Source organism: Paenibacillus xylanexedens, from assembly GCF_007676705.1.
In the GTDB taxonomy this organism is placed as follows: Bacteria; Bacillota; Bacilli; order Paenibacillales; family Paenibacillaceae; genus Paenibacillus; species Paenibacillus xylanexedens_C.
Window position 1 is genome coordinate 1851134 of the sequence record NZ_VEBF01000001.1, and the last position, 14223, is coordinate 1865356.

Sequence of the window (14223 nt, forward strand, 5' to 3'; positions counted from 1 at the left end):
GGACAAGCTTCCCACACATCACTGTGATTTCTCTACACCAATGGACAGGCTGACTTTGTAATTGCCGTAAGGCAGCAACGCTTCTAGCAGTTGACCCAGCTGCTCTGTGTTACTGGTCTGCACTCTCATCAGATAACAGCCTTCTCCGCTGACACGGTGGACTTCAACGATGTCCTCACGTTCGGCAGTAAATGCACGAAAGGCGGTATGTCTGTCGCCGGAGTTCAGAAAAACCGTGACAAAAGCCTGTAGGCCGAGGCCTACACGTTCGGGGTTCCATTTTACCGTGTACCCTTCGATTACACCCAGATCTTGCAACTTACGCACCCTTGCACCGACAGCCTGCCCTGTAAGATGCACCTCTTCACCAATCTCTTTGTGAGAACGCTTGGCATCCCGGATCAGGATCTGCAGAATGCGTATATCTGTGTGATCTATCGTTTCATTCATTTAGCTTCAGCAATCCTTTCACCGTGAAATTAGTGCAACCTGTTTCCATTCATCAAGTTATGTACGACGTCAAACGGGTTGTATACCATATAGGGTAATACTATTAAACAACCGGAAGGAGTGCAAATATAATGAAAATTCAATTGATTCGCCATGCTACACTCTGGCTGGAATTCGGAGGGCTGAATATCCTCGTTGATCCGATGTTGATGGACGCTGAAGTCATGCCTGCATTTCCAAACACACCGAATGAGCTACGTAACCCGAGAGTCGGTCTGCCTGAAATCGAAACAAATTATCTGAATCCGGATCTGTTGATTATCACACACACCCATCTGGACCACTGGGATGAGGCAGCAGCGAAGCAATTTCGCAAGGACATCCCGCTGATCTGCCAGCCTGGGGACGAGAACGTATTTCTGGAGGCTGGATTCACGGATGTAACAGCTGTAGATGAGAAGCATGAGCATCACTCTGTCCGATTCGCCCGTACTTCCGGGCGTCATGGTACGGGTGAAATCGGCGAACGTATGGGCAAGGTGTCCGGCTTTGTACTCGAAGCAAATGGAGAACCTGTCACGTACATTGCCGGGGATACCATCTGGTGTGAAGAACCCGCCGAGGCTATTCGCCAATACAGCCCTGAAGTCATTGTCCTAAACACCGGAGGAGCTCGCTTCGTAGAGGGTGATCCCATTACAATGGACGGGCCAGATGTTGCAGCCGTGAAGCGCCATGCACCATCTGCTCATGTCATCGCTGTGCACATGGATGCGATTAACCATTGTGTGGTGTCTCGCACGGATCTCGCCACTTATCTGGCATCCGAGCAGTTGGATGGTCAGGTGCTCATTCCACGCGATGGCGAAAGTTTTGAGTTCGAAGCGTAAGTGAGACCGTAGCACATGACAAAAAAAGCTGGATGCGATGAACTCGCACCCAGCTTTTTTTGATTCCAGAAGTACGCTGATCCATTACTGGACTTTCAAACGAATCACGTTCCATGATGCTTTCGCCAAGCTCGCCGTAATCAGGGTATCGGAGATGACTGCACCCCCACGATTATGAGGAGCCACACGATTCGGTTGTGCTGCCGTATTAGATGCTTTGAGATCATCACTTTCCAGCACGATGTGCTCGATCACGGTACACTTCCCGAAGCTGCGCAGGTCCACTTCGAGCGGAAGGGATTCTTCCAGATGGCGGTTGACTGCAAATACAGTCACTTCACCCTGCTCTTCGTTATGCACTGCAATAGCTTCCAGATAAGGTACATCTGTGATTTGTTTTGTATCGTATTTCGGAGACTGGATCAATGGCACCAATGCTGTTCCACGTCCGAAGAGAGACGTATGCATGAATGGATAGAAGATCGTCTGTCTCCATGAACCACCGCCCGTATCTGTCATGATCGGTGCAATCACGTTAACGAGTTGTGCCAGACATGCCATTTTGACCCGATCCGCATGTTTCAGCATACTGATAAGCATACAGCCGACAAGCAGTGCATCCTCGTGATTGTAGATATCCTCAAGCTGTGGCGGAGCAATCTGCCATGGGTCCATCTTCGAATCATTTTCATTGGAGTGATACCATACATTCCACTCGTCAAAGGACAGATACATCGTCTTCTTGCTGCGCTTCTTCGCTTTGATATAATCACAGGTCGCCTTCACCGTATCGATAAAACGATCCATTTCAAGCGAGCGTGCGAGGAACGTTGGCGTATCTTGCTCTTGATTGCCGTAATACTGATGCAGCGACAGATACTCCACGTGATCATACGTATGATCCAGTACCGTTGCTTCCCATTCCGGGAACGATGGCATGTTCAGGTTCGAACTTCCGCAGGCTACCAGCTCAATCGTCGGGTCCGTCCACTTCATGACCTTTGCCGCTTCAACCGCTAACCGTCCATACTCTTCTGCCGTTTTGTGACCAATCTGCCAAGGGCCATCCATCTCGTTGCCCAGACACCATGTTTTGATCGCATGAGGCTCTTTATAACCATGCTTGATTCGAAGATCACTATAATATGAACCTTCCGGATGGTTGCTGTATTCCACAATATTACGAGCTGCATCCGTACCCCGTGTTCCCAGATTGACAGCCATCATCACTTCGGAATTGGCCTGTTTCGCCCAATCCACGAATTCGTTGAAGCCAAATTCATTGGTTTCAATCGTTCTCCAAGCCAGTTCAAGTCTGCGTTTGCGCTCAGACACAGGTCCAACCGAATCTTCCCAATTGTAACCGGATACAAAGTTACCCCCAGGGTAACGTACAATCGGTACTTGAAGCTCCTTGACCATCTCCAGCACATCTGTGCGAAAACCCTGTTCGTTCGCCGATGGATGTCCTGGCTCATATATTCCACCGTACACGGCACGTCCGAGATGCTCAATGAACGAACCGTATAAACGCTTATCAATTACGCCAATTGTAAAATCCTTGTCTACCGTCATTTTTGCTTTTTCCATAAAGAATTTCAACTCCCTTAGATTAATATAAAAATTAATTGATATTCTATGGATCAACGTTCATATTTATATTAAAATCGATTATAGCCTTAATTTCAACAGGAACTTTGCAAAATGTTATTATTTTTACTGGATTTATGTTTAACTTAATTCTATACACGAAAATTGGAGGAACAATTGTGATTAGAGCAAATACCGATGCCGAATGGCTCCCCCTATATGAAGCACTCGCCAGTGAAGTCCGTTTACAGATCATCCGCCTGGTTGCAGAGACACCCATGAATGTGAAGGACCTCGCTGCTTCACTGGGTCTGAGTAGTGCCATCGTGACCATGCATGTCCGCAAACTTCAGGATGTGGGCATTATCCAGTCCAAAATGATACGCAAAGACGGCGGCACCCATAAAATGAACAGTCTTGCTGTAGATTGGATTGGCATCTCCATGCCCCAGGAAAGCGGGACAGCCCGCAAGCTGCACGAGGTTTCCGTCCCTGTGGGACACTATACTCACTTTGACGTCTATCCGACATGTGGTCTGGCTACATCCACTCAGGTCATTGGACAGTACGATGACCCTCGTTATTTTCTAGACCCCGAGCGGATGCATGCCCATATTCTGTGGTTTGGCCGTGGATTTGTGGAGTACAAAATTCCAAACTATATCTTATCCGGACAGCAGATCAATGCCATTGAATTATCTCTGGAGATTGGATCAGAAGCCCCTTCGGTGAATCCGAATTGGCCCTCGGATATTACATTTATGCTTAATGGCATCCGATTGGGGGAATGGACAAGCCCTGGAGATTCAGGCAACGGACGCGGCATGTTCACCCCGGAATGGTGGAGTGACAGTATTAATCAATATGGCATGCTCAAGGTGCTGCGAATTACGAATGAAGGTACGTTTATCGATGGACAACATCTATCCGAAATTACACTCGCAGATATCCCGGTGGAACGCAACCAGTGGACCCTTCGTCTTTCGGTGGAAGAAGATGCTCAGCATGTAGGCGGTCTTACCTTATACGGTGAGGGATTCGGCAACTACAATCAGGATATCCTGTTCCGACTGCACTATCAGGATTGAGTCCATCGGAATAACAAATAACACAAAAACACCTTCCACTCGCCTTTTAAAGGCATATGGAAGGTGTTTAATTATGCATATGAACATGTGTAGAATATCTAAAAAGATTCTTGTTCTAACCTACAGTGCACTGCCACCAAACAGGAAGCGATACTCCCAGTGTTTGCCGGAGATATCACTAGTTGTTACACCACCGCCTGCGTTGGAATATGTGTGTAATACTTTTCCGTCGCCCAGGTAAATCCCTGTGTGTGTAATGGTTGCGCTAGATTTATTCACGCCCGAATACGATGATGCAGAGCTGCCTTTATAAGACATGAAATACATCAGATCTCCACGTTTCAGGTTTTTCCAATTCGTCTGAACCGAACCCTTCGCTTTTACATAGGCTCCCTGTTTGCGGGAATCCGCTGGAAGTTTGATGCCCAATGCATCGATGAAGGCTTGACGCACAAAGCTGGAACAGTCAAACGTCGCTGTGCTGCTGCGACTGGCTCCGAATTCATAAGGTGTACCCCAATATTTCATCCCTGCAGCAATCACTTTCTCCACAGCTGCATTACCGGTTACCGTTGTACCACTCGAACCTGATCCACTTGTGCTGCCACTCACTGCTTGTGTGTATTTGGATGAAGAAGATATGTAGCCTGTCCGATTAGCAGAATCCTTAATTTTATACCAATCCGAACCGGATTGCTGAAGCACTGTTACCGTTTCCCCTTTAGCGACCATACGAACAATCTTCGCAGAAGAAGTAGGTGATGTGCGAAGGTTAACGCCCCAGATTACTTTTACTTGTGAATTGTCAACAGCAGCTGCTGATACCTGTGCCGTTAGTGCTCCTGTCGTCAGACTTCCCATCAGCATCGTTGCTGTGACACTTGCCGTTATAATGGTTTTCTTCCAGTTCATGATGTCGAGTTCCCCCTGATGTTACAGAATTTTAACCTGGCATGGTTCTCCCCGGCTTGCCCCATTGTAAACGGGCTATCCATAACGTTCATCAGTCGAAAGTCCTGTATTGATATAGGCACACTTGAGCACTAAGTATCAGGGTCTGTCCATCATCTGCTGGCAAAATTCACTGCTGATTCCTTCTTTTTCAAAGGTTAAATTATTGTAACTATTTGATGTGCTTCATTTTTCCACGCTACAGGAGTTAGGTCGTTTCTCATCCAGGACATGCGCCATATGACCTAGGTTTTAATGTTTATAATCGCAAATATGGTAAATATTACTATGTTTTATTTACCGATTACGGTTCCACGTATTCACATTTTTGCTTCCACCCTCGATACTGATCGATATACCAGCGGTGTCCGTGACATTATTTCGAATTACATTGTTGCTTGATGAAGTTATATTCTTCGGTTATAACCATTCAAATTTGAAGTATTTTCACAAAATAAGAAAAAGCCAGGGATTTCTCCCCGGCTAGCCTGCCTCATTAATATCATTACCCTACAGCTCTTCGAACAGGTTTTTAAGGTTCAATTCCCCATACCTTGGCGCCATCCTGATACGCTGTCACTTTAGTCCAGGCACTGAAGGCCGTATTGGTGGAATCAAAGGAATAATCGTTCGTTTGGTCAAAAGTAGTCCAGTTGTTTTTGGAGAAACGTCCCTGGATGACTCCGGTCTCGGCACCCGCAGCCAAGCTGCCAGCACCCGGTTTGAATCCAATCTCCAGATAGGTATCTGCCGTGCCCTTGGCCGGATCTACCGAAACAAAATGTCCTTCCACATTACCGCTGCCAATCTGTGCATAATCACACCAGAAGGTCAGATCAGCGGCACTGTCCTTCGTAAAATAATACCGGATCTTCACTTTGCTCAAGTCCACAGCCGTTGTACCTGTATTCTTCACATTGAACTGCGGAGTAATCGCATTGCCCGAAGTTCCTGAACCACCACTGCGATACTGCACTTCAAGCGTGCCCGTTGTGACTGGAGGGACCAATGGTGTTAGCACCAATACATTGGATATCGTCTGACCACTCGTATTCATCGCTACGACTCTGTAATTGTAAGCCGTACCATTCACCGCCGTAGGATCGGTATACGTCAGTGCGGTCAAACCTGTTGCCAGATCAGCATATGCCCCGCTACCCACCGAACGTTGTACTTTGTAAGTCGCTGCTCCAGTCGATGCTGTCCATGTCAGTACCGCCTGAGCATTACCAGCCGTTCCTGTAAGAGTGAGCGCGCCTGGCACAACGATACCTGCCAGCGGTGTTGCTGATGCCTGTGTTGACGGAGCAGACTCACCTACGGCATTCACCGCAGTGATGACATAATAATACGTTGTGCCGTTGGTCAAGCCTGTGTCCGTGAATGTCGATCCTGTGACTCCTGTCGCTACAGACGTATAAGGGCCACCGTTCACTTCTGCACGTTTCACGGTATACGAGGCTGCTCCAGGGGTTGCGTTCCAATTGAGAACCACTTGCTCACTTCCTCCAGTTGCTGTTACGCCAACGGGAGCAGCGGGCACTTCCACTTCCGGACTATCGGGATCTCCGAGGAGACGATCATACTCTCCATACGCTGTAGCCATATCCACCTGTGACCAGAAACGGTGATACGTAAAGGTTGGAGCACCATTTTCCCACTGCTTCGTGGTCGGGTTATAAGACGTTTTGTACAGATTATCCAGGTAAGCCCATGCCGGGTCTTGTTTGATGGCTGGACGCAGGTCAGAGTATCCAATGTAGACGCCATTGCCACCTTTCGCCGGATCGGAAGGTACACCAGCTGTACCTGGAATCGTGTTACCCTGACCGAAGGTTCCTGACCAGTTTGCCGGGATGTAGATCTCTTTCGCGAAGAAGCGGAAGTAGTCCTTACGTACTTCTTCCGTTACAATCCCCACGCCATCATTGTAATCCCAAGCCGTATCCAGTAGTGTCTCGGCCAGATCTTTCGCTTCCTGTCCTTTGGCACTGAGCGTTCCATTCTCTGCCTGAGTTCCTGCGGCAAAGAAGGTCAGCGCTTTAATGTAACTTCCCAGTACCCCTGTGTCCTGCGCAGGATCTTTCGTTACCACACGGAAGTTTGGATTTTCCGTAAAGGAACTGAAACCATTCCATTTGTCCGGTTGGCCTTGCCACTCCTGACTGCCTGGAATCCAGAACTCTCCCGGGGCTGAAGTTGTTGCTACCTGGGCATTGGTACCGCCAAGAATACGTTGACCTGCCGCGTTCAGATAGTACCCTTGGGCATCCGTGACCGGACGCTCATCTACAAATACATAATCCTTGGACCAGTCGATCCATTTGGTAATGACTTTTTTGGCCATCTGGAAGTTCTCGGAACTCAGATCTCCACTCTCGGCGAGAATATAATACATCTCGGCTACACGTTCCAGCGACCATGCCTGGAATCCAAACCAGGTGTTGGAATCCGGATCACGATACACAGGTGCCTCCTGATAAGCCATGTCATAGAAGGTACTTACCCCAGCCGGATAGGCTTTGTATGAACCGTCCAGGCTGTTCGTTGCACCTCCGCCAATCGCTCCTTCATGGGATTGCAACCATGTGTAGAACTCCAATTGACGCTTCAATGATGCATTCCAGTCTGCCTTGGCTGTAGCTGATTTTGGAATCAAGCCACCTGCCGGATCAGACAGTGCATATGCCGCGACCGGATTCTGATAGGCCTGATGGGTATGACTCGCACCAATCCGCCAAGCCCAATCCCCACCTTGACCCAAGCCACCGCCCCATGACGTATACCAGGCCATGAGATACATGTTTGAATCTTTACCTGTACCCGGCGTTGGCGTACCATTCTTCGCACTGCCGATCTTCTGGAAGTACTTGTCGTGCATTCCATAACGCAGATAGTCACCCATCTTCTTCGCCTTATCCAGATACGCCGTATTGGTGTATCCCATCTCCTTCGCCCAATACAGCACTTGTACTGCACGTGCATCGGCATCCGTTGCGTTCGTATAACGCCACTGCGCTGATGGTGCCTGCGTTTCTTTCGTAAACAGGCTCATGAATCCTTCGTTTGGCTTTCCAAATGTTTTATTATCCTGGGAAGGATGCGGAATGGCTTCCCACACGGACTCCTGCTCCCCACGTTGGAACGTATTCACATAGGCAGCAGTATGGGATGGATTCAACAGGTTTCCATATCCGTACCAATTATCCACATCCACTAACCAGTGCATTAGGTAGGTCTGATTGTTGCCATAAGCGGCCTTGAATTCCGCATCAAGCGGGTCCTTTCCTGCTGCATATTGTCCATTAATGGCTGACGGATATTGATCCGGGAAAGGTTTCTCGGCTGCATACGTGGCAGGGCTATTCGGATTGTAAAAACTCATGGTAGGCTGCTCTTCCTTGCCATCGCCTTCATTGACCGGGATAATGTATTTTTCCATGCTGTCCCATGCCGCTTCCAATTGGGACCAATCCCCCGTATAGTGCCCATACATCGTCTCCAGCCATAACCAGTAACTGTAAGCCTCGGAAGTCGTCATATGCCCATGATCCGGAGCCTCGCTGAGCAGTGTTTCAATGGAATGATACGGAATGCCCTCTGGAGAAAAATATCCGTTCGCCGGATCTTTCAACTGATCGTACAATTGCAAAAACCGGGCTTCATTAATGCTGTCTGACTGAATCTCGATGGCCTGATCGGCGGCATGTGCCGTTTGCGGTCCTGCCCAGAGACCGGTGTATCCGGTCAATATGACGGTTCCCGCCAGCATGGCTGTTAAACTTTTTTTCGCAGCTGATTTCAACATTGATATATACCTCCCTGGAATAGTGGAAATTGCATATAAGTGCGTGTTCAAAAAGAGCGATTTTCAGTACCGAGAAGATGGGATGAAGCTAGAAATGGAGTAGCGCAGCGTAGGGAAAACTACGTGAGCAACGGACATTTCGGCTGAATTCCATATTCGATGCTGATGATGCCACTAGGCATTCTTCGTAATCAAAAGCGAACTTTTTGAACAACCTCTATAAACGCTGTTGGTCTGCCCATGCTGATTTTTCGGCTTCCGACATTCCGTCAGTTACGGCTCCAAGCCCCATACTTTGGTGTTTCCCTGATACCCGGTTACCTTGTTCCAAGCGGTAAGAGCCGTCTTGGATGCATCATAGGAATAGTCGTTACCTTGATCGAAATTGCTCCAATTTGTTTTGGAAAAGCGTCCCTGGATCACGCCGGTCTCTGCTCCAGCGGCCAAACTGCCCGCCCCCGACTTGAAGCTAATCTCCAGATACGTGTCAGCTGTACCCTTCGCCGGACTTACTGTGCCAAATGTCCCTTCTATATTAGCTGCGCCAACCTGGGCATAATCGCACCAGAAGGTCATATTCTCCGTGCCATCCTTGGTGAAGTAATAACGGATCTTTATGGTACTGAGATCAATCGGCTGTGTTCCCGTATTCTTCACGTTGAACTGCGGGGTTAGCGCATTACTTGAATTACTGGACCCTACACTGCGGTACTGCACTTCAAGTGTGTCGCTAGTCACCGGAGGTGCAGAAGGCGTTAGGGCCAGGACATTGGAAAGTGTCTGTCCATTCGCATTTACTGCTGCAATCCGGTAATTGTACGTGGTGCCATTCACAGCTGTTGTATCCGTATAAGTCAGCACAGACAATCCGGTTGCCACATCCGCATATGCTCCGCCTGCAGCCGAACGTTGCACCTTGTAACTAGTAGCGCCCGAAGCTGCTGTCCAGTTGAGGACCGACTGTGCATTGCCAGCTGTCCCACTTAAAGTCAGTGCCCCCGGAACTGTCGTTACTGCTTGCGGTGTAGCCGACACCTGCACAGAACCTGCCGACTCCCCAGCTGAATTCACAGCAGTCACGACATAATAATAGGTCTTGCCATTCACAAGTCCCGTGTTCGTATAGGACAGTCCATTCACACCTGTTGCGACAGATGTGTACGGTCCTCCGCTCACCTCGGAACGCTTCACCGTGTATGATTCGGCCCCGGATACAGCTGCCCAGGTCAGGTTAACCTGATTGCTTCCGGCTATAGCCTGCACACCAGCAGGTATGCCCGGAACTGTGACCGGCGTAACATCAGGCTCCTGTCCATACACCTTTACCCCTGCATCATAGACTGGAAGGTACACGCTCTTCACAGGATTGCCTGTGGTCAGCGTCTGGGACGAGTGATCATTGCTTGCATTCCATGCCCCCTGCGGGCCGGTAATACGGAACTGTACTTCTTTGCGATAATTCCCTTCCCCACCTGGATAAATCTTCGTATTGCTGAAATTTGCAGTGATCGCATAGATGTAGTCAGCCGCATTCACTACAACCGGTTGGGACACTGTCGCTCCCTCCGTATAGGAGGTCGTAACCTGCACGTCCGAGACAGTACGTCCGGCAGCATACACTTCACTCAGATCAAGGAAATACCTGAAGGACAATTGATCCCCCATTCGAGCAGGCCAAGCGGAACGATTATTAAGTTGTGCCCTGATTTCCGTATAATTGGAACCCGATGATTTGATGGCAGCCTCAACAAAGAACTCATCACCCTTCACCTCAGGTGCAGGAAAGTTCGAAAGGGGCTGATGATTCTGCCCATACAACAGATTCATCTTCGCCAGTGCACCTGTAAAGCCAGCATTGTAATCGGTCGCCACCTCATTGCTCACATAATCTCCGATATCATCGGTATAGCCATCCGATGCGTCTGGTCCACCGACCATGGCACCGTACAGAACGTGGCGATGGTTAGCCGGGATATCTTCGTTATTCAGCCATGAACCGTGAGCAGTCCGATGATGCGGATGTTGGGGTGCATTTTGCCCGTATCCGACAACATAACTGCTCTGACGCGGGTTATCGCCTAGAATATAGTCCATTTGTGAGACGGCAAAATCCTGATATCTTGCTTTTTTCACAGGGTCACTGACCCAATCGGAATACACAAACGAGATAAAAGACGCATTCGCTGCATATCGGAGCGAACCCCATTGATCCAGCCACGCCAGACCTCCCGGTGTGTATCTGACTCTCTGTCCATTCGTCCCAACAGACCAATAATCCAGGTTACGCTCGGTAGATTGAATAAACCTCGCGGCTTCTGGCATGTTCAGACTGGACGTAATACGCGCCAGCAAAATCTGGGCACCATAGTTTTTGGTATCCCAGCCTTGTGTCCAGGTATAAGGCCAATTGGCAGCACCTCCACTGGAAGACCACTGATTGGTGGCCGCAATGGCTTTGGACAAGTAAGCGCTATCATTAGTGGCTAAATAAAGCCATGCCCCACCCCATGCCAGCTCATCATAGTATCCGGACCACGAGTTATAGAATGATTGTGCATCAGTGATACAATCGGAGTACTTCCCCCGATATGTATCTGCAAAGTGATACAATTCCTTCGCATGTTGGAGCAGCTTCGCAGAATACTCAGGATCATCATCGGCAAATACAATGGAGGCAGCTGCAAGTGATGCGGCAGTTTCTCCCGCAAGATCGCTGCCTGGACAGGAAGCATCAATCTTAAATGCAGGACGGTTCATCTGCATTACTTCAGCCGGGCCCCACCAGGCGTGATCCACATTCCCGGCTCCGACTTGTCCCCATAATTCATTTGGTTTCGTATGCGCTTTCATAAAGTAGTCTGTGGCCCACTTGATATTATCCATAATCTCTTCCAGCTGTCCTGCCTGCTCATAGCCTTCCCGGTATTCCACGACGGACCAGGCAAGCATGGTCGCAGAATAAGCCATGGGTAATCCAAATTTCACATGATCTCCGGCATCATACCATCCCCCGGTCAGATCAACGCCTACATCCGCCCCATCCTGCATACCCGAATCGCCGCGCCATTCGACCCGATTGCTCTCTGGCAATGGACCCGAACGCTGCGCCTCATAGAAATAGATGGCCTTTTGCAGTGCTTCAGCATAGTTCTGGTTTCCGGCGGCCGCATCCGCCTTACGAATTCCTGTACCCATCGATAAACTCCCTGCCAGTAGTCCTGTCGATAACGCAATCATGGCGACTCGTCTCCACCAGCTCCCCTTCATGATCAACTATTCATCTCCTCTTCATAAGTGTTTCGTATGCATTCCTCTGGACTGCGAATTGAACCCGCTCCTCCCCATGGTGTAACTCCGTGTAACTTCCACCATTAATTACCATTATAGTCTTTTGTTTAACTTGCAATATAAGCGTTGGTGACTTCTAAAATAACATTGTTGTGACCTGCTCGGCATCATGCGACAAAAAAAAGCTGCTCCTCTGACGCATATGCGCGTTAGAGAAGCAGCTTTTTGTTTAGGCTATAACCAATCCCAAACTGAATGGCATTTCTGACCATCCAGCCTGTGTGTTCCTGCACATCATAATGTGTCAGGACGTTTCATTGGTTATACTTTGAATTTGTTAATTTGCTCCTGCAATTCTTCCGCCATCTTGGATAGTGAACCTGCGGATGATGCAATCTCTTCCATTGAAGCCAGCTGCTGCTGAGTTGCGGCAGATACATTATGCACTCCGCCTGCTGCTTCTCCGGCAATGTTGGAGATCTGACTCACATACCCTACAACCTCAGTTGTACTCGCAGACATTTCCTCTGAACCAGCAGATACTTCCTGAATCTCACCCGCTACCTTGTTGACTGCATCCGAGATCTGTTCGAACGCTTGTCCTGCCGCAGTAACCATCTCGATTCCGGCTTCCGTCTCACTGCTGTTCACTTTGACGGCCTGCACGGCATGATCCGTATCTTTCTGAATCAATTGAACAAGATCCGTAATTCTTTGCGCAGATGTGGAAGATTCTTCAGCCAGCTTCCGCACTTCTCCCGCAACTACGGCGAAACCACGTCCATGCTCTCCTGCTCGTGCGGCTTCAATGGCTGCATTCAATGCAAGCAGATTGGTCTGCCGGGCAATGTTGTTGATCACCTCGGTAATCGTGCCAATCTCTGCTGAACGTTCCCCCAGCCCTGTAACCAGCTCTGTCAGCGAAGCAATGGAATTGCGAACAGAACCCATCTGTTCAACCGCTTGTTGGATAATCATGTTTCCTTCAGAAGATTGATTCGCCGCATCTACAGCCGATACCGATACACTCTGAGCAAGCTCGGCAATCTGTTCTGATCCGAGAGCCATCTCATTCATCGCCTGTGAAGATCGCTTCACAATATCCACCTGATCCGACGTGCCCACAGCCAGTTCCTCAACCGTTTCAGAAATCTGTTCCGAGGCTTGAGTATTCTGCTCGGCACTTGCAAGAAGCTCTTCCGATGAAGCCGCTACCTGCTCAGAGGTTACTGATACCGATTCAATCATCGAGCGCAAATTACCACTCATGGTATTGAAGGAAGCTGCCAGTGTTCCCAATTCATCCTTGTTCTTCAGTACAATCGTCTCACCCGTCAGATCGCCATTGGCAATGGCCATGGCTGCTTCATTCATCTTTTTGATTGGACGTGAGATGATGCTTGCAATGAAGAATGCAATGAACACGGCGATCAGGAATGCAAAAATCGTCACTGCCAAAATCACATTAAATGTATTCTCCGCCATCTCAACCGATTCATTTGTTGCCGCGTCCGATCCTTCATTACCTAAAGTGATTAACTTGGTGATAGAGTCGTTTGCTGTGTACCACATTGGGTAGGCTTCAGTGTGCAGTCTACTTGCTTCTTCATAGTTATTTGCCATACCGAATTCTATGAATGTAGGCATTTTCTCCAGATAAGCATCATAATTCGTACTGAAATCATTGTAGAGCTTCATCGCTTCATCATTGCTCTCAATGTATGTAAGCAACTTTTTACGCTCATCCTCAATCTTCGTGAGGAGCAACTTTAACGCTTCATTCACCTTGACATTTTCTTCTTCGTCTTGTTCAACGATAATCGCCAGCGCCAACCGCTCTACATCCGAAACATCGCCATTCATCAAGCCCAGGAGGCTTACACTCGGCATCCAAGTCTGATCTACATCATTGGCCTTGCCTGACATTTCATGGATCTGAATTAGCGCATAGCTGCTTACAATAATTAACAGAGCCACGACTATGAGAAAACCAGTCAGTAACTTGCCTCGAATCGTTAACTTCAATTTCCCCAACCTGTTTCCCCGCGTGTCTTCCATGTGTCCCACTCCTCAAATAATACATATTTATAGTATATCGTCACCTATCGTCATGAATTGTAGATGCTAGAATTCAATTTCTAGAAATTTCATGTAACTT

At 48.6% G+C, this 14223-nt stretch carries 8 protein-coding genes; 2 read left to right on the forward strand and 6 right to left on the reverse strand.

Features of this window, described 5'->3' with window-relative positions:
- Window positions 1-18: 18 nt before the first annotated feature.
- The gene (locus FS628_RS08405; protein ID WP_145320759.1) at window positions 19-450 is read right to left on the reverse strand and encodes an Lrp/AsnC family transcriptional regulator; all 432 of its coding nucleotides are present in this window, start codon (window positions 448-450) and stop codon (window positions 19-21) included.
- Between the two features lie 131 nt (window positions 451-581).
- Here FS628_RS08405 and FS628_RS08410 point away from each other — a divergent pair, with 131 nt between their 5' ends.
- A complete protein-coding gene (locus FS628_RS08410; RefSeq protein ID WP_145320761.1) occupies window positions 582-1340 on the forward strand; it encodes an MBL fold metallo-hydrolase in 759 nt (252 codons plus the stop codon).
- A gap of 84 nt (window positions 1341-1424) precedes the next feature.
- Here the strand turns inward: FS628_RS08410 and arfA are convergent, their stop codons facing one another.
- A complete protein-coding gene (gene arfA, locus FS628_RS08415; RefSeq protein WP_145320764.1) occupies window positions 1425-2930 on the reverse strand; it encodes an arabinosylfuranosidase ArfA in 1506 nt (501 codons plus the stop codon).
- 182 nt (window positions 2931-3112) lie between these two features.
- Between arfA and FS628_RS08420 the strand changes: the two genes are divergently transcribed.
- A complete protein-coding gene (locus FS628_RS08420) occupies window positions 3113-4018 on the forward strand; it encodes an ArsR/SmtB family transcription factor (RefSeq protein WP_440131269.1) in 906 nt (301 codons plus the stop codon).
- Between the two features lie 120 nt (window positions 4019-4138).
- Here FS628_RS08420 and FS628_RS08425 read toward each other — a convergent pair whose 3' ends face one another.
- From FS628_RS08425 to FS628_RS08440, 4 genes are all read right to left on the reverse strand, one after another.
- Window positions 4139-4930: a C40 family peptidase gene (locus tag FS628_RS08425; RefSeq protein WP_145320768.1), complete on the reverse strand. Its 792-nt coding sequence runs from the start codon at window positions 4928-4930 to the stop codon at window positions 4139-4141.
- 571 nt (window positions 4931-5501) lie between these two features.
- A complete protein-coding gene (locus tag FS628_RS08430) occupies window positions 5502-8777 on the reverse strand; it encodes a glycoside hydrolase family 48 protein (protein WP_145320770.1) in 3276 nt (1091 codons plus the stop codon).
- Window positions 8778-9050: 273 nt separating this feature from the next.
- Entirely contained in the window at window positions 9051-11972 is a 2922-nt protein-coding gene (locus tag FS628_RS08435; RefSeq protein ID WP_440131270.1) for a glycoside hydrolase family 9 protein, read from the reverse strand.
- A gap of 414 nt (window positions 11973-12386) precedes the next feature.
- Window positions 12387-14123: a methyl-accepting chemotaxis protein gene (locus FS628_RS08440; protein WP_260870958.1), complete on the reverse strand. Its 1737-nt coding sequence runs from the start codon at window positions 14121-14123 to the stop codon at window positions 12387-12389.
- Window positions 14124-14223 lie beyond the last annotated feature (100 nt).